This is a genomic window from Aestuariibacter sp. GS-14, from assembly GCF_006494365.1.
In the GTDB taxonomy this organism is placed as follows: Bacteria; Pseudomonadota; Gammaproteobacteria; order Enterobacterales; family Alteromonadaceae; genus Alteromonas; species Alteromonas mangrovi.
Map to the genome: position 1 here is coordinate 322,516 of NZ_VHIP01000001.1, position 24,420 is coordinate 346,935.

General features: G+C 47.3%; 20 protein-coding genes. 3 read left to right on the forward strand and 17 right to left on the reverse strand.

The features are described 5' to 3' along the window. Positions 1-118: 118 nt before the first annotated feature. Positions 119-919: a flagellin gene (locus FJ444_RS01390; RefSeq protein ID WP_140956447.1), complete on the reverse strand. Its 801-nt coding sequence runs from the start codon at positions 917-919 to the stop codon at positions 119-121. A gap of 273 nt (positions 920-1,192) precedes the next feature. Here FJ444_RS01390 and FJ444_RS01395 point away from each other — a divergent pair, with 273 nt between their 5' ends. The 3 genes from FJ444_RS01395 to FJ444_RS01405 are packed head-to-tail and all read left to right on the forward strand — an operon-like array spanning position 1,193 to position 4,484. Further along, the gene (locus FJ444_RS01395) at positions 1,193-2,248 is read left to right on the forward strand and encodes a zinc-binding dehydrogenase (RefSeq protein WP_219993857.1); all 1,056 of its coding nucleotides are present in this window, start codon (positions 1,193-1,195) and stop codon (positions 2,246-2,248) included. Further along, complete coding sequence (locus FJ444_RS01400; RefSeq protein ID WP_181405020.1) at positions 2,241-3,719, forward strand: PfkB family carbohydrate kinase; 1,479 nt, start codon at positions 2,241-2,243, stop codon at positions 3,717-3,719. Before FJ444_RS01395 ends, FJ444_RS01400 begins: the two co-directional genes overlap by 8 nt. Positions 3,720-3,722: 3 nt before the next feature. Continuing rightward, positions 3,723-4,484 (forward strand): nucleotidyltransferase family protein, encoded by a 762-nt coding sequence (locus FJ444_RS01405; RefSeq protein WP_140956120.1) that lies wholly within the window; start codon positions 3,723-3,725, stop codon positions 4,482-4,484. Here the strand turns inward: FJ444_RS01405 and FJ444_RS01410 are convergent. The 16 genes from FJ444_RS01410 to FJ444_RS01485 all read right to left on the reverse strand — a co-directional run bounded on the left by FJ444_RS01410 (position 4,474) and on the right by FJ444_RS01485 (position 24,419). After that, a complete protein-coding gene (locus FJ444_RS01410) occupies positions 4,474-6,264 on the reverse strand; it encodes a thiamine pyrophosphate-binding protein (protein WP_140956121.1) in 1,791 nt (596 codons plus the stop codon). The genes FJ444_RS01405 and FJ444_RS01410 overlap by 11 nt on opposite strands. Positions 6,265-6,266: 2 nt before the next feature. Continuing rightward, positions 6,267-7,061, reverse strand: a complete 795-nt coding sequence (locus tag FJ444_RS01415) for an SDR family NAD(P)-dependent oxidoreductase (RefSeq protein ID WP_140956122.1) — start codon at positions 7,059-7,061, stop codon at positions 6,267-6,269. A gap of 11 nt (positions 7,062-7,072) precedes the next feature. Beyond that, positions 7,073-8,281, reverse strand: a complete 1,209-nt coding sequence (locus tag FJ444_RS01420) for a methyltransferase domain-containing protein (RefSeq protein WP_140956123.1) — start codon at positions 8,279-8,281, stop codon at positions 7,073-7,075. After that, complete coding sequence (gene dmpG / locus FJ444_RS01425; RefSeq protein WP_140956124.1) at positions 8,274-9,293, reverse strand: 4-hydroxy-2-oxovalerate aldolase; 1,020 nt, start codon at positions 9,291-9,293, stop codon at positions 8,274-8,276. The genes FJ444_RS01420 and dmpG overlap by 8 nt, the downstream gene beginning before the upstream one ends. After that, positions 9,286-10,170, reverse strand: coding sequence for an acetaldehyde dehydrogenase (acetylating) (locus tag FJ444_RS01430; protein ID WP_140956125.1), 885 nt, complete (start codon positions 10,168-10,170; stop codon positions 9,286-9,288). The genes dmpG and FJ444_RS01430 overlap by 8 nt, the downstream gene beginning before the upstream one ends. Before the next feature lie 80 nt (positions 10,171-10,250). Beyond that, positions 10,251-11,327 (reverse strand): alpha-ketoacid dehydrogenase subunit beta, encoded by a 1,077-nt coding sequence (locus FJ444_RS01435; RefSeq protein ID WP_219993858.1) that lies wholly within the window; start codon positions 11,325-11,327, stop codon positions 10,251-10,253. Then, entirely contained in the window at positions 11,317-12,276 is a 960-nt protein-coding gene (locus tag FJ444_RS01440; RefSeq protein ID WP_140956126.1) for a thiamine pyrophosphate-dependent dehydrogenase E1 component subunit alpha, read from the reverse strand. The genes FJ444_RS01435 and FJ444_RS01440 overlap by 11 nt, the downstream gene beginning before the upstream one ends. Then, positions 12,273-12,926 carry a class I SAM-dependent methyltransferase gene (locus FJ444_RS01445; protein ID WP_140956127.1) on the reverse strand — a complete coding sequence of 218 codons (654 nt, stop codon included), beginning with the start codon at positions 12,924-12,926 and terminating at the stop codon, positions 12,273-12,275. Before FJ444_RS01445 ends, FJ444_RS01440 begins: the two co-directional genes overlap by 4 nt. 12 nt (positions 12,927-12,938) lie before the next feature. After that, positions 12,939-13,928 (reverse strand): GDP-mannose 4,6-dehydratase, encoded by a 990-nt coding sequence (locus FJ444_RS01450; RefSeq protein ID WP_140956128.1) that lies wholly within the window; start codon positions 13,926-13,928, stop codon positions 12,939-12,941. After that, complete coding sequence (locus tag FJ444_RS01455) at positions 13,925-14,488, reverse strand: SIS domain-containing protein (RefSeq protein WP_140956129.1); 564 nt, start codon at positions 14,486-14,488, stop codon at positions 13,925-13,927. The genes FJ444_RS01450 and FJ444_RS01455 overlap by 4 nt, the downstream gene beginning before the upstream one ends. Beyond that, positions 14,488-15,423, reverse strand: coding sequence for an NAD(P)-dependent oxidoreductase (locus tag FJ444_RS01460; RefSeq protein ID WP_140956130.1), 936 nt, complete (start codon positions 15,421-15,423; stop codon positions 14,488-14,490). Before FJ444_RS01460 ends, FJ444_RS01455 begins: the two co-directional genes overlap by 1 nt. Continuing rightward, positions 15,420-16,688 (reverse strand): hypothetical protein, encoded by a 1,269-nt coding sequence (locus FJ444_RS01465; RefSeq protein WP_140956131.1) that lies wholly within the window; start codon positions 16,686-16,688, stop codon positions 15,420-15,422. The genes FJ444_RS01460 and FJ444_RS01465 overlap by 4 nt, the downstream gene beginning before the upstream one ends. 20 nt (positions 16,689-16,708) lie before the next feature. Then, a complete protein-coding gene (locus FJ444_RS01470; RefSeq protein ID WP_140956132.1) occupies positions 16,709-18,946 on the reverse strand; it encodes a bifunctional 2-polyprenyl-6-hydroxyphenol methylase/3-demethylubiquinol 3-O-methyltransferase UbiG in 2,238 nt (745 codons plus the stop codon). Positions 18,947-18,985: 39 nt separating this feature from the next. Further along, the gene (locus tag FJ444_RS01475) at positions 18,986-21,307 is read right to left on the reverse strand and encodes a hypothetical protein (protein ID WP_255438879.1); all 2,322 of its coding nucleotides are present in this window, start codon (positions 21,305-21,307) and stop codon (positions 18,986-18,988) included. Then, positions 21,304-23,208, reverse strand: a complete 1,905-nt coding sequence (locus FJ444_RS01480; protein ID WP_140956133.1) for a sulfatase-like hydrolase/transferase — start codon at positions 23,206-23,208, stop codon at positions 21,304-21,306. Before FJ444_RS01480 ends, FJ444_RS01475 begins: the two co-directional genes overlap by 4 nt. Continuing rightward, positions 23,208-24,419, reverse strand: a complete 1,212-nt coding sequence (locus FJ444_RS01485) for an acyl-CoA reductase (protein WP_140956134.1) — start codon at positions 24,417-24,419, stop codon at positions 23,208-23,210. The genes FJ444_RS01480 and FJ444_RS01485 overlap by 1 nt, the downstream gene beginning before the upstream one ends. Position 24,420: the final 1 nt, after the last annotated feature.

The window sequence follows — 24,420 nt, forward strand, 5'->3', positions numbered from 1 at the left end:
GAGGATTGTATATTGCGCAGAGCAATTGTAGCGGTAACGCAGTGAATCGCAACGAAAAAGGCGGATCTCAGATACAAAAAAGGCTGGATAACCAGCCTTTGTCTAAAAATGCGGCAATTTAGCCGTTTAGTAAACTCAATACTGAGCCCTGTTGCTGATTTGCCTGAACTTGCACAGACAATGCAGCCTGCCCCAACACATCATTGGCAGCTTGCTGTGACGCCGCCTGCGCGTAATCTGTATCCTGAATACGACTTCTTGCTGCAGCAGTGTTTACGTCTGATTGCGACAGGTTGCGCGCCGTGCTGGCGAGTTGATTCTGTACTGCGCCTAACTCACCGCGGGCACTGCCAACCACATCTACAGCGGCATCGGCCGCTGCCAGGATATCTTCACTGGACTGACTGGTTACATCAATATTCAGCACACCGCTCAACTGACTGGCGATGTCTTTAGTGCCCACACTGATCTGCTGACCCGCTTGCGCACCCACCTGAAAATTAATGTCGCTGTCTGACGATAACAATGGCTTACCCGCAAAATTGGTTTGCTCAATCGTTTGCGAGATATTTTCCTGCAGTTGCGTAATTTCTGATTGGATGGCCTGTTTATCGGCTGCACTTAAAATACCGCTTCCCGCCTGTACTGACAGCTCGCGGATGCGGTTTACGTCGTTATTAATACCTTCCAGTCCGCCTTCAGCGACCTGCGAAAGAGAAATACCGTCATACACGTTATTGATCGCCTGACGGTTGCCCTCTACCTGAGAAGTCAGGCGGTCGATGATTTGCTGCGCCGCAGCGCCATCAGCCGCACTATTGATTTTTTTACCCGATGCCAGCTTTTCAAACAGGGAATCCTGTTTCTTTTGAACCTGCTGAAGCAACGAACCACCAGAATCTGAATTGAAGTTAATCATCATCCTCTCCTCTACCACAATCAAATATAGCAAAACATCGACGAAAAAGTAAGCAACCAAGCAGTATTCAGTTATAGCCTCTAATAACTATGTATAATTGTTCGCTCCCTATTGCGTCAATAATCTAACGCTTGGTATTGGAATGATTTTTGAATAACAACAAGATAGTTAAACTGAACATCCAGAAAGATGATGGTTACGGGCCTGATAACGGGTTAATTAAGGCAAAATATATTTAGGCCGATAACAAGTAAATCGTTGCGAATAAGTATTATGAGAACAATCACAGCCGCCGTGCTCAGAGAATGTGGCAAGCCACTGGATATAGTTAACAATATTACTATCCCTGAATTGGGTAATGGTCAGGTATTGGTTAAAATTCACTATACCGGCGTGTGTCATTCTCAGTTAATGGAAGTATCTGGTGCGCGTGGCGTAGATCGCTATTTACCTCATATGCTCGGACATGAAGCAACAGCAACTGTGATTGATATAGGTCCAAATGTATCCACGGTTTCGCCTGGCAATAAAGTTGTACTGGGCTGGTTAAAGGGATCAGGTGTCGACGCGGGGGGAACGGTATACGAATCCCCCATAGGTAAAATTAATGCAGGCCCTGTAACCACATTCAGCAATTACAGCGTGGTATCAGAAAATCGCTGCTATCCTTTACCCCCGCAAATAGGATTAAAGGAAGGCGTGCTGTTCGGATGTGCCCTGCCTACCGGTATGGGAATGGTGCAAAACCAACTGTCACTGAATCCAGAAAACAGCGTTGGAATAATGGGATTAGGTGGAATTGGTATGGCTGCGCTGATCGCTGCGGTAAATTGTGGCGCCAGACTCATTGTGGCCATCGATACCAATGATGACAAGCTGGCACTTGCCAGACGTATTGGAGCGCACGTTACCCTGAATCCAACAAGAGACGCGCTGACCGAATCAATCCAACAAGCTAATAACGGCGAACTACTCGATTACATCGTTGAAGCAGCCGGCAGTTGCCGAACCATTGAATCTGCGTTCGCGCTGATCCATCGCCAACACGGCAAGTGTGTGTTTGCCTCGCATCCCAAACAGGGTGACAAAATTCATTTAGACCCGTTTGAGCTTATTTGCGGAAAAAGCATTGAAGGCTCATGGGGAGGCGGTGCCAACCCGTTGACACTCTTGAATCAGGCTGCAAACGACGAAAAGTCACTTGCACCTCTACAACACTTTTTGTCCGACACATATACACTCACACAGATAAATCAGGCCCTGGAAGATTTAACCAATCAAAAGGTAGTCAGAGCCATCATCGAATTGGATGGTAACGCACATGAATGATAAACACGCCACACTCCAGCAGATTCTTGCCGCCAAACAAGCAGGTAAATCTGTGTGCTTTGTTTCAGGTAACTTCAATATAATTCATCCAGGGCATTTGCGCTTTTTGCTGTTCGCCGCAGAGCAAGCCGATTTGCTGGTAGTTGGTCTATACGACAGACATGAGTCTCTGAGCGCCTGCTTTGACAACGAAGAAAGGCTGATGGCACTAAAAGCACTAAATTGCGTTGATGAAGTAATTGTAGTGAACGGGGATCGTCTGAATGTAATTGCCCAGATTCAACCTGACGTGATTGTGAAGGGCAAAGAATTTTCCAAAGCCGATAACCCTGAAAAAGCCATTGTAGATACCTATGGTGGGCGTTTAATTTTCAGTTCAGGCGAAAAATTATTTTCAAGTCGTGAGTTACTCCAACAACAATTGCGTCAAAACACACAGTTATCTCAGCAACTCCAGCGCTATCATGAACGCTATGACGTCGCGCAGGATACGCTGTCGCATTTCCTTGAAAAATTCAGTAACCTGAATGTCGCAGTACTCGGCGATATCATTGTTGATGAGTATCAGGAATGTCTGGCAATTGGTATGTCTCAGGAAGACCCCACTATTGCCGTTAGTCCACTAGAGTCTTTTAGGTATCTGGGCGGAGCAGGTATCGTTGCGGGACATGCCGCAAGTTTAGGCGCAAACGTGACCTTTTTTAGTGTCTGTGGACGCGACGAGCACGGCGAATTTGCCCAGCAAAAGCTTAATGAATACGGCATCGAAGCCGTCCTCAAATACGACGCTTCCCGCCCCACCACACACAAACTGCGCTATCGTGCCAAGGATAAGACGCTCCTGCGGGTTAACAGTTACCGCAGGCACGATATTGACGCGCCACTGATCAATGAGTTTGTTCAGGCATTTGAAGCGAATGCGGCGCACTATGACATCGTACTGTTTGCCGATTTTAACTTTGGCTTGCTGTGTCCTGCGCTGGTCAATCGAATCAGTGATATATGCCGGGCGAAGAACATTCCCATCGTGGCAGATAGTCAAACCTCTTCACAGGTTGGTGACTTAGGTAAATTTAAGGATTTACTGCTGACAACACCAACCGAAGTGGAAGCACGTCAAACCATGCAGGACGACAGCAACGGTCTGATTGAGGTATCCAAAGACCTGGTGGAAAAACTAAACGCACAAAACCTCATGGTGACACTGGGAGGCGAAGGTGTACTTATTCGCCATATGAACGAGGACGGTTTACTGGAAACCGATAACCTGCCTGCGTTTGCAGACTCAGCCATCGATACGGCAGGCGCCGGTGATGCTATGTTTGTTACCTGTGCTTTGATGTTGGCCAGTGGTGCCAGTATCTGGCAAGCCGCCTTTGTCGGTAGTGTGAGCTCCTCCATACAGGTAAGCGTGAGAGGTAACGTGCCTATCGCTAAACAAGCAATTTACCGCAAACTGGGAGAGCTCTGACCCATGCAGGCAGTTTTACTGGCTGCAGGGCTTGGTACCCGTCTGCGGCCGATTACCAACTCGCAGCCTAAATGCATGGTGCCCATCAACGGACAACCGCTACTGGATATCTGGTTGAAGCAGCTTACCCACTCTGCATCGATCTCCGACATTTTTGTTAACACGCATTACTTTTCAGATGTAGTGGCAGCCTTTCTCAACGACAAATGGGCTGCCTTCCCGCAGGTGAAAAACTGGTATGAGCCTGAACTACTGGGAACTGCCGGCACTTTGAAACACAATGCTTCACAACTCCTCAGTGAGGATGTTGTGGTGATCCACGCGGATAACCTGTCGGCCTTCGACCTGGATGCTTTTATTCAGGCACATCAGCAACGCCCCGATGGCTGCGAAATGACCATGATGGTATTTGAAACCGATACGCCGTCGTCTTGTGGCATTGTCGAATTACAGGGAAACACGGTGGTAGCCATGCATGAAAAAGTGGCTAATCCGCCGGGCAAACTGGCCAACGGTGCAGTTTATATCATGAGCCAACAGATGTTGCATTGGATTGTAGAAAACGAGGCGAATGATATCAGTACTCAGGTCATTCCAGCCATGCTGGGCAAAATTCAGGCCTGGACCAATCACATGTACCATCGGGATATTGGCACACCTGAGAGTTATGCTATTGCTCAATTGGAATACAAAGCGAAGCGCTACATAACACGTGCTCCGTTTATTGAGCAAAGCACGTCAGATTCTAATAAACTCAGACCATAGGCACTTTCATTAATCGTTTAAACTCATCATCTGATAATTGCGGTGCCATTCTCTCCAACGGTAATGGCGTGCTTGTGCCATCTTCATTGAACGTTTTGTCTTGTACAGGAAACACTTCAGAACGGGGGTCAACATAGAGCTCTATGACTTGCGGGCCCATTTTTTGACAACCAGAACTTAACCACTGTTTGATATCCTGCTCTGAGCGCAAATTCACATAGTCTATGCCGTATGCTGCCGCAATATTTTTGGTTTCCGGTAAGCTTAGGTCTTGCTCACATGTACCCACAAACTTTGACTCGAAATAGTCTTTCTGGGTCTGCTTTATTGCCTGATATCCATCATTGTTAACCACAACAATTTTGATATTCAGATCGTGGTGCCGAATGGTTTGTAATTCGTGCACATTAAACTGCAGACTGCCATCACCAATAAAACAAAATACGCGATGTTGTGCCATATTGGCGGAAGTAGCAATCCCTATGGATTCAGGTAGCCCAGTCCCCATCGCACAAATACTGGTGGTGCAATGCAATTGTTGACTCCGTCTTAATTGCACCGCCTGAAACGTTGAAAACAACACGGTACCACCGCCATCCGCCACAAAGACATCCTGCTCACCGGCGTAGGCAGATAATTCGCTTATCAGTTTGTAGGATTCAACGAAATTATCAGTCATCCACGGCAGTTTACTGTAGTCGAGCTCGTTCAGGTATTTGTATTGTTCCACCGTCTCACACCAGTCTTCGATTGGCCCAGCCTCACTGCAGGTAGCCCGTAAATAGATGAGTGCATCACTTACAGGTACCGGTACCGACTTTAGTTTTTCCAGCATAGGTTGTGATAACTCATCACAATCGATGTTTACAGAGAACACCTGCGCTTCACGGGCGAAGTTCTCGGGAATATTACCGATAATGCAAGAGCCCAGACTGGTCCCCATTGCGATGACTAAATCTGCATTCTGAATACAAAAATTAGCGCCTCGCTGACCATAAACCCCAACCCGACCAAGGCAAAGTGACTGATTATCGGCTTCGATTAGATTAGCCCCTTGCCAACTCGTCACTACGGGTAAAGACAACGTTTTAAGTAAACGATTAAGTTCGGTTTTATCCTGGCGACACCCACCGCCCACTAAAAATACCGGACGCTTCGCACTTTTTATTGCCTGAGCTAACTCGATAAGCATACCGTCGGATTCAACGTCAGATGTGCACGTTTCAATCTCAACCGCTGATATCAGGCCATTCTCGGGTACATCTCGCCATTGCATATCCAGAGGGATATCAATCCAGACAGGTCCTGGCCTTCCCTCATGAGCGGCTGCCCAGGCGTCTTCAAGCATCTGGGGGAATTGCGACGGTTCCATTATGGTCTCTGCAAATTTAGTGATGGGTTTGACTAAATTCGAAATATTAAATTCCTGTAGCGCTCGCTGACGAATATTCTTAAGAGGAGCGGATAACTGCGTTGAGCGAGCCTGCCCGGACACAACGATCATTGGCGTAGAATCCTGCCACGCAGCAAGCACGCCTGTTAATGTATTGGTTCCGGCAGGACCTGTCGTTACCACCGTAACAGCGGGTACATCGTTGTATTTTGAAGATGCGACAGCCGCCAGTGCAGAGGCTTGCTCGTGGTGATTAAAATACGTTTTGATCTGCGATGACTTGGCCAGAGAATCAAAAATATGGCATGCAGCGCCGCCTGTAACACCAAAACTGTATCTGACCCCTTTTTTTTCTAAAAAGTGAACAAGATAATCGGTTAACTTCATGATTAATCCAGGTAATTACTGTACATGTAATGTTTTGCCTGGCCGGCATCGACAAGAACATTTGATCCATGAAAAAAACTTGCGCGTTTTGAACATTGTAATACCACCTGACACGCCACTTCTTCAGGTCTGCCAAAACGTCCAATAGGGCATCGATCTTTCAGGTATTTTTGAGCGTGTTCACTGTCTTCTTTATATTTTCCGCCCCAATGTCCATCTTCTGTAATAATGACGCCAGGTAATACAGCACTCATTACAACATCGTTATTCTCAATTGCCAGAATACGTCCCATTGAACGGGTATAGGCAGACATGGCTGCTTTCGAAGATGAATAAGTCACAGGGCCACTGTTCTCCAGTGCAGCACCAGCGGAAATATTTACGATACGCCCCCAATCCCGGGCTTTCATTCCGGGTAAAAACTTATTATTAATCTCGATAGGCACTTCCAGGTTTAAGCGAAATACCTTTCGCCAATCTTCGATAGCGCAATAGGGATCGGTAATACCCTGCGTCGTTCCCGCATTGTTTACTACGATATCGACCTGCTCAAACAAACTGATAGCGGCATCGTAAAGCGCATCGATTTCACCAGGAGACACCAGGTCTGTGACTAATCCACCGTGACCGCTGCTGATACTATTCAAGGAAGACAATATATCTTCGAGTTTCTTTTCATCTCTTGATGTCACAAAAACACGAGCGCCTTCACTAGCCAGTTCCAACGCAATGGCTTTGCCAATTCCCGATGCACCACCGGTGACAACCGCGTTTTTACCCTTGAGTCCCAAATCCATAATTTTTCTCGCTATATTTCGTAGGCTACATTGATGATGTTTCTCGGAGTCCACTCAATGGCTTTATTCATCATTTTTAACACATTGGCGCGAGACGATACGGCGGCAAGAATGAGTGCCACGTTTGAGAAATCAATATCACTGCTACTTTTAATTTTCTTTTGCAGGTGTAAACATTTGGTTTGATGCTTGGTTTCATCATCATCAATAATAAAGGACAGTAGTTCTAAAGCAGGAATATGGTAGGCATAAACGCTCAGCATCAACCCCGCGCCAAAGCCGACTAATGGCCCAAGACCTGCCTGTTGTTCCAGACAATCCTGAGCAACCTTCATGCGCTGTAAAAACACATCCCGGGCATGGCTTATCTCAGCCAGATTTACCTGCTTATCACTGAGTGTTGCCTTACCCTTTTTAAACGCAAATAAACCGACGCCCCAGTGAAAATGATTTATATCGAAGTATTCAAGTGAGCAGTTCAGTCTTTGTAACATCACTTCAAACGAATGACGGCTGTAGTAGTTTAAATGCTGATGGAAAACCTGATCGAACCGACGCCCTGAGCAAATGGTTTCCATGATAGGTACCTGTACCAGGAACAAGGTGTCGTCGTTGCCTTTCTCAACCAATTTTTCGATAAAGCTAAAAGGCTCTACAACATGCTCCAGAACGTCTTTACAAATAACGACGTCAGGGGTGTTTTCCAAACAAACATTTTCAAAGAAGTCAGCAACTACATGACAATTGTCGGGCAAGTCAGTGGTATCAAGCTTTCCAAGCACAGGGTCAATGCCTGTGTAGCTGGTAAAGTGATCTTTCATATACTGGATCATATACAAATCATTGCATCCGACTTCCAGCACATTGCCCATCGAATCATTATTGATAACTTTACCTGCAAACTCCAAAAACGTTTCGTAGGACTTCCGGGCGCTGTAGCTTTGCGAGCTACGAAAAATATAATCGCTCCCTTCACCGTATACGAGCTTTTGGTCAACCACGTTTTTCAGCTGACAATGCGTGCAACTTTCACAGTATTGCAGCACTAAATCAGAACGAGCATAAGTCTCAGGCACATAGCTATCACTGGGAATATAGACTTCAGTAAAGGGAAAGTCTGCCCAGCTTACTACTTCGGTTAATGCGTCGGAGTTACAAATCTCACATGTATGCCTTACCTTATCCAGTGTGATATGTTCATAATTTTTATAATTACTCATTGGCAACTCGTTTTTGTAAGTTAACGGCGATCTCGTAAATGAGGTCTTCCTGCCCCGCCACTGCTTTTCGATTAGACAGCTCCTGGCAAATTTCTTCTACTGATACGCCAAATCTTGCAGACGCAGAAAGTATGTGTTTTTGGAACGCACCACATATGCCGTAGAAGCCACTAATGACACCGCTCTCAGTTATGCAAGGCAAGGTCTCGATAAAGGTGGCTTCTGCATAAGCGCCCGCCTGAAGCAGTTTCATTAAATCGACATTTGTCGAGAATTGTTCCTTATGCAATGCAGCAACCATCGTCTCGATAGGCGTATTACCCGCCCCAGCGCCAAACCCTCTGGCTGTCCCGTCTACGATTTTCGCGCCACACTTCGCCGCAATCACGGAATTAGCCACAGACAAACTCAGGTTATTATGACCGTGAAATCCGACATCGATATTAAGTCCTTCCACCAGCGTTGAGATCTTGTCCGTCGTTTCCGACATAGAATATGCCCCGGCTGAATCCATCAACGTTACGCTGCTCGCGCCATAATCCTGAAGCTTCAATGCCTGGTCTAACAAGGTCTCTGCGCTCACCATGTGAGACATGATCAGGCTGGTCATTGCCGTTGCACCTTGTTTACGTACGAACTGAATATGCCTTTTGGATAAATCCGCTTCAGTACAATGCGTACCAAACCGAAAAACACTGATTCCTTGTTCGATGGCCGGAGCAATATCTCTTTCTACAGTGGCAAACCCTGGGATCACAAAATTACAAATTTTGATGCGTTTTGCCGCATCTAGTGCTGCACGATTAAGGCAGGCATCTGAGAACTTACTGAAACCCACTTGCGCACTTGATGCTCCCAATCCCAGGCCATGCCCGACTTCGGCAATATCCACACCTGCTGCATCAATCAGTTGTACATATCTGGCCACACTTTCTGGTGTCAGTGAGTGTCCGATAGCGTGACTGCCGTCTCTTAACGACGGGTCAAGTATGGTAATCTGTTGACTAGGCATTGGCAGCTCGCTTAACGACTTGATTCGTAGATTGAGCAACAGCAATGGCTGCAGCCGTAATAATATCCAGATTTCCGGCGTATCGAGGCAAGTAGTCACCAATCCCTAGCACCTCAATACTCACCATCAAGTTCTTCCCGTCATAAACCGGCTGCATCGTGATTCGATAACCAGGCACATACTGGCTTACAGACGCAGCCAGCTCATTGACAGAACGGGTGATTTTTTCTTTATCGTGTTCACTGAACGCGTTACGCGAGGAGGCAAATACCGTTGATTTCATGTTGATACACGGCTCCGCCGGATTCAAAATCAATATGGCTTTCGCGTCTTTCACCCCGGTTAACCGCTTCAGTACAGACTCAGTGGTGGTGATATAGTCATCAAGATTGTCTCGAGTAGCAGGCCCTGCGCTTTTTGAAGCAATGGTATTTACCACTTCAAAATAATCCAGATCAGGAATAGCCTGTTTCAGAGCGTAAGCAATAGGAATAGCTCCCTGTCCACCGCACGTCACTAAACTTAAATTTTGAGCACAATGCACGTCTTGCAGGTTAACAGAGGGAATAATTGGAATGCCGATGTTCGACGGTGTCAGGTCAACCACTTTGACATGGGATTTCTTAAGGGATTCCCAATGAGAGCGATGTGCGTCAGCACCTGTACAATCGAATACTACATCCAGTGTATTAAGTATTTTTAACACACCGTTGATGCCATCCGTGGATACAGTGATTCCGTGCTTTGAAGCAATAGCCAAACCCGGGCTGTCTTTTCTTCTGCCGGCAAATAGTTTGCAATGCATCCCATCAGTCCTGAGTACTTTGAGAAGCAAATCGGTGCCAATGTTTCCTGAACCTATAATTGCTATATTCATATTTCTATCGCTGTTTTGTAAGGCCCAACTCAAACACTACCTGTGCTTGTATAGTAAAACATATCGTTATCTGTGCTTAACTAAAAAGGCCCTTTAAACCACTCACCAGGCACGTCATGTGGTCTGGTCCGGTCATTTCCAATATTCTGATAAACACTCTTTGGTATTTCACGCTGTAATGACGACATTACCATCTTTGTAATGCTATCGGCTGTTGGGTAAAAATGTTTAGTCAGCGCAATACTGGTGGGTTCCGGGTAGTCCGGTAAGCCCATTCTGATTGGTACCTGTTTTAGTGAGCCAAAGCATTTCTCTGTTACACTGCACATTATTTCGGAAGCAACAGAAAACGACGTATGTGCACTGTCACAAATAATGACACGTCCGGTTTTTGATACTGAATCGTAAACCGGCTGCCAGGTTGCAGGTTCTAGCTCAGAAGTTTCAACCACGTCGGTCTCAACTCCGAGCGCTGACAGCTGTTTCGCTGCTACCAACGCCTCCAGTACCATGTAGCTATTCGCCACTATGGTAAAATCAGTTCCCGTTCTGTGAATCCTTACTGACTGTGGCTTTGCTGTAATATCACCAATCCTTGCCTGCTCGCACTGCTGCTGATGCAACCAGCGATGCTCGATAAAGATCACCGGACTGTCATCCATAATGGCAGAATACAGCTGATTAGCTACTGCATCCGTTGTACTGGGAACGATCACTTTCAAGCCAGGAATATGCGCAAACCACGACTGTAAATTCTGCGCATGGGTGGGCCCCTGCCCCCAGCCGCGGCCAATAATCAGCCTGATAGTCAAAGGGACTTTCATCTGTCCGTTGAACATGTAATGCCATTTTGCGGCGTTGTTGACCAACTGATCCATGGCCAGTAAAAAGAAATCCAGGCGTTGGTGTGTCATTAACACCCTGCTGCCAGCTAACGCAGCACCAACAGCAATACCGGTCATGCCATTTTCGGCAGTAGGCATATCAAATGCCCGCTGTTCACCAAAGGCTTCACCCAAACCGGAAGTTGTGCCGAAAATCCCTTTTGGATCGGTGAGGCCTAATCCAAAAACCAGCATACCCGGGTCGGCCTTCATGGCTTCATGCTGAGCACGATTGACCTGCTCGGCGAAGGTCGTCATAGCCTTATTCTGCATAAACATACTGCCCGTTGTTAGCTGGATCGGGAAACGGCGCTGCTAACGCGCTGTCAAACGCATATTCAATCTCGCGTTGCACTTGGTTTTCCAAGTCTTCAAATTCTGCTTGTGAAAGCCCTTGTGCAGACAATGCATCAGCCAATACTTTAACCGGATCCCGCGACAACCAGTGTTGTACTTCCTCCTCGGGACGGTAACCTAAATCATCGTCGAAGTTGGGGCCACAATGTTCGCGGTGTCGGTAAGTATGACATTCGATTAGTGCAGGGCCGTTTCCGGCACGAATGCCGTCAATTAACTGTGCACTCACCGACGCCACTTGCTCGACATCATTCCCGTCGACATCAACGGCGTTCAGCCCGATTGCTTTTGCTAATTCAACAATAGAACGGTTTGGGGGTTGTCTGACAGACATAGGGCTATACACGGAGTAGCGGTTATTTTCACACACAAACAGCACTGGCAGTTTCCGCAATGCTGCGAAATTGGCAGATTCGTAAAACGCGCCTTCTTCGGTAGCCCCTTCACCAAAGTAGCTCACCGACATTTCATTCAGGCACTGGACCTGCTGATGCAACGCATTTCCCACTGCCAGGGGAATACTGTTCCCCACGATTGCGGTACTGGCCACAAAGCCAGCGGCTAAGTCACTTAGGTGCATAGAGCCACCACGGCCACCCGTGCACCCTGTTTCCTTGCCATACAATTCAGCAATAAGTCGCTCGAGTGACCCACCTTTAGCGAGGTAATGCGCATGAGCGCGATGAGAACTGTACACTTTGTCGGCAGTAGTCAGGTTAGCGGATATCCCTACAGCAACGGCTTCTTGTCCTATCGACAAATGGGTAGGACAACGCATTTGCTGTTCACTGTATCGCGCCGCAATGGCTTCTTCGATTCGCCGAATACGCAATACCTGCTGATAGTACTTGAGTAATGCACTCATGGGATAAACCAGAAGTAATCGCCGGTGTAGCCGACTTCGTTAAAAAAGGCTTTCCACTCATCAACGTGCATAATCGTCTTAGCGGTGAGGTTCCATTCGTACATACGCGCTTCTTCTTCAGCATTGCGATAGGCATCAACGGTAATGAAGGCGTTGCCACGCGATACGCGCATTATTTCCTGTAGGGCCTTCCCACACTCTTCTCTTTCGAGGTTGTGTACGGTATTAACACTCATCACCAAATCAAAGCTGTCGTCGTCGAAAGGTAAGTTAGTCGCACACCCCACCTGCATGTTAGCGGCCACTTCGGGTTTTGCATTGGCGATGGCGTATTCGGATATATCAATACCCTTGCCAGTGATACCTGGAATAATTTGTTCCAGATCGTAAAGAAAGAATCCTTTGGCACAACCCACGTCCAGTACAGCACTTTCAGCACTTAAGCCGTATTGAGCCCGAAGATCAGGGATAACCGGTTGCCAAAACCGGGCATTGTAGCTAAATCCGCCATAGCCAAACTGGCGATCGCCATCGAAAAATTCGGCACCAAACTGGCGGGCAATGGCACGAACTTCTGGTGTTTTCTCTTCGCTTCGGGCCTGCGTGTTGCGCTTGGTTTTTGGATAATTTCTTAGCAGGTCGATTTCCATGTAACTGATTTCCTATTCTTTGTGTTCGTAGGAGAGCGGCTGATGCTTTAATACGTCAAAGTAAGTGTTTACCCAATTCAACGTTTGCTCAATACCACTCTCTAAACTAATTTGGTCACGCCAGCCCAATTGCGACCTCAATTTGGTCGCGTCTAATAAATAAGCTGAATCTTTGCCCGGACGGTCTTCTGTGATTTGGCATACGTTGTGTATATCAACGTGCATCAGGTCACATATCATTTCAACCAGAGCCCGGATAGTGACTGTGCGTTCCGTAGAGATATGATAGCTCTCACCCAGCGTACCCTGCTCGCAAATGCGTTGTGTGGCAGACGATACGTCGTCGATATGAATAAATGATCGCTCTGAATGACCACCGCCGTGCAACGGCAGTGTTTGCCCCAATAAAATACTCATGATGGTTTTGGGAATGATTCGATAGAGCTGCTGGCCCGGCCCGTACACATTGGCCGCACGTGTCGATACCACCGGAAACTTGTGGACGTCAAAGAAAGTTTGCAAACTCAAATCAGCTGCAGCGCGGGATACCGCGTAAGGGGTACTGGGACGATAATGATCGTGCTCGGCAACAAACCCCGACATAGAACCATAGACTTCCGGCGTGGAAATATGCACGTAACGGTTCAGGTAATCTTTGTGACGCAAGCGATTGTGAAACTTGATGGTTGAGACCGCGTTGGTCATAAACCAGTGTTCAGGCCAGTCCCAGGATTGACCAACCATACTCTGCGCAGCAAAATTCACTACCGTAGGCACTTTGTATTTATCGAGTAGCGCGTCGATAGCATCGAGATCTTTATTTAAATCCAGTTGGTGGAATGCCAGATTACTGTGCTCAACCCACTTATAAGGCAGAAGCGCATCAACCGGTTCTGCTGAACGACTGATTGCTATCACCCGTTTTCCCTGCGCTAACAGATATTTGGCATAACTTGCACCTGAAAAAGAATTACTGCCTAAAACGGCAATGGTGTCAGTCATTTCGCCAGCTCCTCATGCAAATATTGCATTAGCATATGCCCGACAATCAGTTGCAGGTCTTCGGCCACCTGCATATCGTCCACCGCATTGTGAATAGCACAATCGGCCAGTGTTAACGCCTTGCCGCCACTGTAGCCAAGTAAGGCAAATGACGTCATACCAATCTCTTTGGCCACTTCGAGTGCTTTTACAATGTTTGGTGAATTGCCGCTGCCGGACAGCACCATTAGCACATCACCCACCGAGGCTTTAACCACCAGCTGATGAGAAAAAATCTTGTCGTAACCTAAATCATTACCCAGACAAGTAAGCACCGACGTGTTGGCGGATAAGGCCTCCACTTTTAGTGCACGCTCACCACTTGGGCAAATTCCGTATAGAAAATCATTAGCAAGATGCACGGCATTACCGGCACTACCACCGTTACCACAAATAAAAACCTGCTTGTTATTCGCAATACAATCTAAAAGCGCGTCGCCAAGTTGGCTGATGGCATCTATATTCAGTGCGGCCACCTGTTCAGAAAGGCGCGACTGATACCGTTCAATGAGTGCTTTCATCAGAGCACTTCCTGCTGCATCCACTTCAGATTATACCAACGGTCTTCGTTGGTTAATGCACCTGAATGGTATGCCGCGGTGATTTCGTCAATGGCATCCTGCACTGTCTTCTTGGGAGCAAAACCGGTTGCCAGTAGTTTGTCTGAATTCACACGATAAGAGCGCGGATCATTAGAGGGTGTTACGGTAATCTGAGTATCGATACTCTTGCCGATACGATCAGCGATATCCATTATGGTGATATTTTCAAAACCGGCGTTGTAGACACCCGTGACTTCCGGATGCTCAAGCAGGAAAATATAAAGGTCGGTAATATCATCAATGTGAATATTGGGCCTGGCCTGGTCACCACCAAATACGGTGATCTCGCCATTCATCAGAGCCTGCATGGTAAGCATGTTCACCGCTACATCTAATCGCATGCGCGGAGACAACCCACACACCGTTGCTGGGCGCACAATTTGTACGGTCATGGCGTCAGCATAGCTAAGCAACACGCGCTCCGACACCATCTTAGTTTTGTTGTATTCCGAAATAGGCTCCAGCGTTAAATCTTCGGTAACCTGATCTTCGTCTTTTACGCCATACACACTGCCCGATGACGCATAGATAAAGTGTTTGATACCTTCCCGGGCTGCTCTGTCAGCCAGTTGCATGGTGGCCAGGGCACTGACTTCCCAGGTTAATTTGGGGTCTAAGTCACCACAGGGGTCATTGGCTACAGAGGCCAGGTGTATAATGGCATCGATGCCAGACAAATTGATATTGGCCGTGTCGCGAACGTCGTGTTTAATAACGTTGAGCTTTTCATGTTCAGGCAGAAAGTTACCAAACCACTGAATATCAAGGGCATCGACCGAATAGCCTTTCGCAAGCAGTTTCGGAATTAACACCGAACCTTTATATCCACAAGCGCCGGTTACTAATATTTTCATTGGATAGTTACTCCAAATTTTTGTGTTATCTCAGACAGTACATTTTCTGCGGTCACGTCGTTCCAACAGATAAATTGCCCATCCCCGCCACCTTTGATTTGATCGCAGTCTTTAGCAAATCCAATACGTTCGAGATGTTCATAAGTATTTGATGTGCAACTAGCATTATACATGCCAAACAAAATATATCGACATTGCTTCATAAGCAGACAGAGCGCCAAAGGCCCACTGCTGATGGCCAGATTCAACCAGGAAAGATCATAAAGCGCAGCTCTCATTTCAACATCGACAGCAGCCAAAGGGCATTCAACAACCCCGTCCCAGTCAAGCGGAATCAATGCTTTAGCAGTATCACGGACCACTACAACATCGTATCCTGAATTAACTAACCTGCTGGCAACTTCCCGCCAGATTTCAACCTGACTGTTTCGGCCTGTGTGCGCGTCAGACTCCCGTAATGTGATCGTTACAAGCTTATCCCGAACAACATCGCGCGTAGAAAGCCATTCTATCAACTGACGTCGACAAATTTCTGACGGTTCGACAATACGATGTTCAATATCAGCATCCATGAACCGAAATAATTCGAAGTAGTGATGTTTTGCAACCGGATTGACGAAGTTGTGATTTTCGGGATAGCAAAATTCTGCGGATTGAAATAATTTTCTTGCCTCAGCCCGATTGCCTACAAGGTGTAAATCCGCAGTCGGGTCGACCAGTTTAACCAGAGGTAACAGTAAGTGAGTAACACGGAAGTTCATCTCACTAACCGAGAAGAAATCAATATTGGCTCTGAAGCCATTATTGTCGCCTGGTGCAATAATTACTTTAAGTCGCGCTAGTTTTCGCTCATTGGCAACCAATCTGCATTTCACCAGAAATACCAGGAAATCAAACGTCGGTGGCGCGACCCGCATATCGTATATCACCGTTAGCACGCTTCTGTTATCCAGACAGGCCTGAGGGTTGTCAAAATACGGATCTGTCAAATACATTAATTCGCTTTTTTTGGCGTCAAACCAATGTAATCTGGCATCTTCCACGCCATTAATGAGTGGCAACAGTTCGCCATAATCATAGACAGCGATGACAATGCTATCGAAAGCATCGCACCTGAGCGAAGATAGTGCCTGTACCGACTGACCACGAAACTCACCTTGCCCGGATGAATTGAAAAAAGTGAAATCGCAAGATACATCGACCGTACTCAGGTATTGCTCTGCGCTGCTACCTGTACCGATAACGGCAACCTGTTGTTTTTTCATTTACTCACCGTCATAAATGTTCAGGCAAGATACACGCAAGCGACACCCTGCTCTTCGAGCGGCTCGGCGAGTTGTGCAGACGATCCCACCGACGTCAGAATAACCTGGGCGGCGGAATCTGTGTCAAAGTCAGCCGGAGTAATAACGGGTAAACCTGCAAACTGCTGCCCGGCTCGTGCCTGTGAATCAATAAATCCACTCACCTTCACCCCTTTTTTAGCCAGTGCCTCACCGACCTTCTGCGCAACCACTCCGGTACCCCAAATGTGGATGTTGTCACGGCGTGCTAAATTCATCGCCTTCGCCACCAGCTTATTGACAAAGGATTGCGCCACCAGTTGCATGTCAGCTTGCACCGTAAGATCGGATGACTTACGGTATTTTTCGACCAGGTTAAACAAGCCAAACCGTTTGTTCTGCTCCCATTCAGCAGCCTGACGCAAAATGTGAGACGTACTTTGATTGTGAGACAAAGCTATCGCCATCTTATTGAGTAATGCGCCAGCATCGAAAAGCTCGGCCATTTCCGACCAAAGGAATTCGCCAATCTGATCCTGCTGTTGTTCAACGGCCTGTTTAAATACCGCCGTTGCTTCAAATACCAGGTGTTTACCCGTATTCAGTATGGCTGCGGCTTGTTCACGCTGATCTTCGTAAAGGGCGATTTTTGCCAATGCAAAGCAGGCCTCTACCGCTTTGACATTGAGCACCGGGCAGAACGCGCTGCAATTTGCATCCAGAACGCGTTGAAATAATCCCTTTGCCCGTAAAAAATCGCCTTGCTCGTAACACTTGATAGCGCTCAGATACGCCAGTGAGACTAACCAGCGTATTGCAAAAGGATGACGTTCTGTATCACTCTCGAACTGATCCAACGCCGTTTCAGCTGAATCCAGCCAGGCATTGATTTTGGTAGAGTTAGCATCCAGTGAATAACCCTGAATGGTTAACAACAGACAGTGATCTTTTGCCCCGCTGGCTAACAGCGACTCCACGTAGCGACGACGAATATCGGCATCTTCTATGCGTTGGCCAACCTGAACCAGCTGACGGTGTAACCAGGGATTGTGATAACCCGCGTCAAAGTCCACATAGGCAGGTAATGAAGCCTGTGGGTATTGTGGGTTGCTGTATGCTAACGACTGCTGAGACTGCCACAGCGGGTGAGTAAGATCCGGCGTCGCGACCACCACCAGCCACTCTGTTTCAATTTCCCCGGCGTCTACCGAGGATTTGTCGAACCGTCGCGGTGTTGAGGTTAATTTAAACCCACCCGGTGCAGTTTGATGATAGCGTGCTTCAATCACAAAACCGTATTCAGCAAATAAGGCAGCAAACTTTTTCCAGTCGAATTCGTGAAAGTGATAGGGATTGGGATCTTTGCCGGTCTCATCCACCCACATATACGGCACGCTGGCAATTACCCTGCCATCCGGCTTCAAGCTACGCAAACACAGTTTGAAGAATGAGTGATAGTCTTTTACGTGTTCAATGGTTTCAAACGACGTGATCAGATCGAAGGGTTCAAACTGCGTATCCGCATAACAATCAATATCCAGCGTTTCATAATGCAGTTTGCCATGACCATAGACCTGATTGGCGTAACTCACACTTTCACTACAAATATCAACCGCAGTAATGTTGTTCAGGCGGTCATTCAGTGACATCAGATAACTGCCGTACCCCAGGCCACAGGCACAATCCAGTAACCTGTCTCCGGGGCGAATAAAATGCTGTGCAAAAGCATAACGGAATACATGTGCATCTGAACGACAGGAGAACTCCCTTAGCATGTCCATGTGCAAATCGCGCTCTGCCAACAGGTTGTTCAGCGTGCATAACGGGTGACCTGTTTTCTTGATTCGACGAAAGGTTGTCGTGTCAAATGCCCGGTTGTCCTGTAACCCTGCATAGTCGCGTTGCAGCCACTCCCGGGCATCCAAATGAAACCCGGCCTGATAAAACAGGTTTTCCAACGCTTGTTGTCCCAGCTGATCGTTAGCGGATTTTGCTACGGTGACATACAGTTCATGTTGCGCCTGCCACTGCCCGGTTAACGTTTCCAGATAACCAAACAGATCAGCAACATGCTGCTGCTCGCACAAGAAATGTTGGTCGCCTTGCGCGTTGGGATTGGCCAGCATGACAGGGGAATAATGTTTCGCCATGCATGCCTTAACATGTTCGTTAAACACGCTGAACACGGGCGCATCTGTGTAAGGTGCCATTGGCAAACTATGATCAGCAGACAGTTTCATGGGTATCTCACGCTCCGGCGTAGGTCGGTTAATTATGTTCTACAAACTCAAAATATTGAGGTTGCCCAGGCCACGTTCTACAGATTGCTCGTGAATATTACGGGCGATCTCTTCCTTAAACGCGAAAGACGAAATAAGAATGTTCCCGCACCCTTCATCCAGTGCCTGTTTTAACGGTTTAACAGTAAAGCCGGCAACTTCATAGGGCCCTGAGATATCCGCTTTTCGATCAATCAGATGTTCAATATTCAGGTTATATCTGTTCAGATAAGGCAGCAGTTTTTCGAAAAACAATCCGGCGCCATACACCGAAAAGGATTGCCACTGTTGATCCAGTATGCGCTCTACCAGGTTTAACACATCCGTATCGGTGTCCATCGACATCAATCCATACTGGCGGGCCAAAAACTTGTCATCACACAGGGTTATCACCGCCTGTGGCCAGTGGATTTTACCTACTTTAATTTTGGGGTACTGGCTGAACGTCAGGTAAAAATCAGCGATTGGCCACTCAGCCACTTCTTTACACTGGGCATCAGTAATAATCGGATATGCCAGATTAGAACCGAAGTTATCCTGATGAAGCAGTTCGGTAAACAACTGTGCTTCGGGTTTACACGGCAGTTGTAAATAGCGAAACAAGATAGGCAACACCTGATCTGCCGTGGCAGTTGGCAAATCATAACGATGATGCACCGAAAAATAGGCATGTAATCCGGCCAGGAACGCCTTCACATTTGCACTGTTCTCTTCAATCCTGTCAGCCTGAACCGGTGTGGCATGGGCATCGTCGCTATAGCCGGTCACCGTACCACAATCGCCTACCAGGAACGGCTCGATACACTCGGGTGAACGCGACAACAACTGACGAACGTTGCGGCTATCAGATTGCGCACCAATGAAGGTGCTGAAATGGGTTTTCTGTGCGTAGCGGTAAATGCGCTCAGAACTGTAAAACAACAGGTTAGCCGCGCTCTGACAGCAGAGAATACATTCAATGTGATGAGGAATGGTGCCGCCGTTCCCCAGATCCACCACACAACTTTCAGACAATGGTGTGCCAATGTGGTGTTCGTAATAACGCACAAATCGCGCACGCTGCTCATTAATATACGCTTCAACTGCAGCTTTGTTATCTCTGGCTTTGTCAGTAAGCAGTTTCAGTAAATTCATGCCCTGATGAAACACGCCGTCAGTATCGCGAATGGCGACGGCTTCATACTGATGATAAATGTCATCCTGTGGCAGTCGAAAATCGCGATAGAAATCACTTACTGAGTATCCCCGGCGCTGGACAAGCACATACACTAAATCTTCAAACCACTGCTCAGCCGTCACGTCGATTGCAGGCCAAAAGGTAGATTTACGCGACGCATAGAGTTTGTGGACCGCGATGCCTTGAACCTGTCGATGTGCCAGTCGCCATTCAACTATTGGGGCGAATACTTCCGCTTCGCGCATCAGACACAGAATACTGCGACTGTTTGACGATCTGGCCTGGTCGATGATCCAGTCAGCAAAGGCCAGTAATATCGGCCCCCACACAAATGTTGCGAGGGAGAACGCCGTTCCCGCACCGGTTGGCACATACAAGGTGCCGGCAATTAGCCGGGCAGCATTAAAAGGCTGCGGCGTGCTGAATAGCCCCGCTTCCTGACGAAGGATCGCGATCTGCTCCAACGCACTACCCAGTAACTCTGCATGCATACCTAACTTTACGGGCATGTCCCGATCAGCAACCCGGTTATCACCCACATGCAACCAATTAGCATAATCAATCTGGTATTGCGTCTGAACAAATTGGAACAAGGTGCCCGAAGCTTTATTCTTCTGATATTCGCTGGAAACAAATAATGGCAATGCCAACAACTGCGGATAGTGCGTAAAAAAGGTTTGTTGAATTTGTGTTTTGCTCAGATACATATCTGAAATAAGCACTACAGGCACATTCATGTCACAGAGTGCTTCAACCAATTGCACCATTTCTTCGCTAACAAAACCGAATTCGGCTTCGGTAGCGAGTTCTGCCACAAGTAATTCAGCACGCACCTCTGGCTGGAAAGGTAACCCGTCAATAATGGTTTCTAAACTCACTTCACCGTGAGTGCTTTCACGTTTGACCCGCACTTCAGTACTGACGCGCAGTTCACAATATTCGGCTGCCGTCATGGGTAACGATAGCGCAGATTGCACACGCTCAAAGGCGTATTTGAATATTTCCGCAGGCCTTGTCACCCGTCGGTATACCAGGGTATCAAAAATATCCAGAGAAACCAGTTGTATACCTTGCTCATGAACGGTCGCAAGTGCACGCTCAACAAAAGGAGCATAACCGGATACGGTTGTAGTAATGCCATTCATGCTTGAATCACTCCGCGGGCCGATAACATCTGATAAAGCAAGGCTTTGGCATAGGCCTGTTCTTTGGTATCCAGCGTCTTACGATTCTGGTCACTGCCCAATAGTGAGACCTGATTGAACAGTCGATCCATCCATAACAATTCGCCGTCGCGAATAAATCCGAAGTTTGCCGGGGAATTGCCTTTTAATGTGGCGGAATGAGCAAAGTACGCAAACTCGCGATCGTCGAGGCCTAATGAGCTGCCCAGACAATCGTAGGCATAATCAATCCCCAGTAAATCGAAAAACGTCGGAAACAGGTCAAAATGACTCGAATGCTCAAGTGTTTTCGAGGGTAAATTCGGGTGACTGAGCATAAAGGGGACGTGTATCTGTGGCAGGATCACGGAGTTGCTGTGAAAGCTATAGCCAAACTCACCAAAGGATTCACCGTGATCGCCGGTAAACACGACGATGGTATTGCTAAGGTCCAGCTTGTCACCTAATCGACGCAGAAACTCATCAAGAATAAAATCAACTTCTTCTACTGCATTCAGATATTTGGCTTTTTGACTATTACCGCGATGGCGGTTAAAACGGGCGCTATCCACAATTTCGTAAGGCATGTGGGTCTGATCGTTGATCACGTGCAAGAAAAAGGGTGTGTCGGCGACTTCCTCTGCAATCACGTCAACCATATTCCACAAGCGGTAGTCAGCCTGTAATCCGTTTGCCGGAATATCCTTGGTACCCCAAACACAATCAAAGCCAATCCGCGACAGTAAGCGATGATAATCGTATAAACCCGTGTCGGCACTATCGACAAATAAGGCTTTATAGCCGTGCTTCTGCAAGTGTGAAATATGCTGGGGTGACTTGCCCGGAAACAGCGAATCAGCCTTATTGTAAGGATTATTCGAGTAAAACCCCGTGTACATTTGATTGGTTGATACCGTGGTATTCGGACACAGGCTAAAATGCTGTTTCGACATCCAGCTATTACCAGCAAGTCGCTCTGCTAGTCTGGAATGTGCGCCCTGTCCGCTGTTAGGATTGATATAGGGATTGATATAACAGCCCAGCGATTCCATAGTTACCAGAATAATGTTCGCCTGTTTACATTGTCCGAAGTATCGGCTTTTTTCTTTGGGTGGAGTGTCAGCTGAAACGAATTTTTGATGCTCGGTACGAGCAGCAAATCCCTCGGGTGCATCAAACTCGTCACTGGCAACAATATTGGACAGTAAAGTGGGGGCAGTTAAAAATTCGTGCTGAGACACGAACAACTTGCGCATTAATATCATCAGGCCGATTAACGCAACGACACCAAGAAACGTACTGCCAGCTATGTCCATGGCTATCAAGGGTAGATCAGGTTGCCAGCTCATTACCATCACCATCAGAACCAGCAATACGCCCACTTCGGCAATACCCGCCTGAATGCGCCAGCGACACACTGTAGAGAGCAATACGCTTACAACCAGCACGTTGAGCGGCAATGTCGAAGCAATAAGTGAGACCATCGCCATACACCAAACCACCGGAATAAGTAACGTGATCGGAAAACGTGAAAACAGGGCAAGTAAATGGGGCAAGCCTTTTGCCAGCCCTCTGCTACCTGTGAAAAACCAAGCCAGCGTCTGGCGATTAATTTCAATGCGATACTGCACAAACAACACGGCGTCCAGCCACACCAACACACCGTACAATCCCATTACAACAACAGCTATCAACGTAAATGCAGGCCAGTTAACAACATGGACAAAGAGTACGATCGCAGACGGCAATAGCAGGCATACCAGATCGTCGAGACAAATCTGTTGAGTTAACGCACCGCGCTGCCCGCGCAGTGTTTTTACCGCACGCAGCAGGCATAGACTTATCAGCAGTGTAGTAAAAGCAAACGCTAACGCTTGAAACATTAACCCCAGTCCAGTTGAACATAACGAGATAGAGACACTAATAATCGATAGCCATCCCACTCTGGTGAAAATGTCAGCGCTTTACCCACCGACACGCACCGATCTACACCTTGTATCGACGGTTCGGCCAGTAACTTTAATAGTGCATCGCGTTCTACCCCCCAATAGGTAAGGGTTTGCACGCGGGCGGGTAAACAATTTGCAAGGTCGTCAAGACTATCCAAAGATTGCAGGTAAAACAGCGCATCCCCACAATGCATAACCATCATTTCAGTATTGACCTGATGGACCGGTATAACACTCACGCGGTTCATTACCAGCGGGGCGTCGGCAAACGACTGACATTGTAACCACTGAGATACTACAAGGTGCTCGTTTACTCTGGAAATACCTTCGTTAGGATTGGCATTTTCACTTAACGCTTGATGATTTAACACACGAGCAAATTCACTTTGCAGATTTTTGTTGCCCAACCAAAACAGCACACGAGGAGATGAACAGGCTTGCTGCGCATAGGGTTTGGCATCCTGCCAGAGCAACTCGCACAAGGTATTCAACTGCTCACCATCAGTGAGTTTGTCACCATTTATAACCACTGCCGAATAGCGGTCAGCGAAACTGATGTCCCGGCATCGGGGCTTTGCGGCGTACTGCTTAATGCTTAACACGCTATTGTCACCGCCCCACAACACCCTTGCGTCTGCAATCTGAGCCAATGCTTGATTACTTTCATCGCTTTTTGCGCCCTGAACAAACAGGTTTCTAAGCGCAATATCAGAATACTCCGGCAACGAAAATAATCGTTCCAAGCAGGCCAACAACAGATGTTTTGCCGGGCTATCTGCACTGCCTAGCCTCACCACATTTCGGTTTCCCATTAACAACGCGCATACCCAACTGTATAAAAACATGGTATCCACATTGTTTGGCGTGTAATGCACTACCGTACCGACGGGTTTAATTAATGCCTGTTGACCATAACCGTTTATCTGCTTCACCAGTTGTTTAATGTTGCCATCTCTCAGCCAAAATCCAAGTGCGACAATATCGGGAAACGCACGACTTGCAGGGTCTTTCAATAATGTGTCTGACAACGCCTGAATGAAATTGAGTATCGATTGTGACGCCACTGGCATCGGCGGATGTGTTACAAGGTCATTCAAAGACGATGACGCAGGTAGCACACTATCGAACAGATTATGCTTATCCATT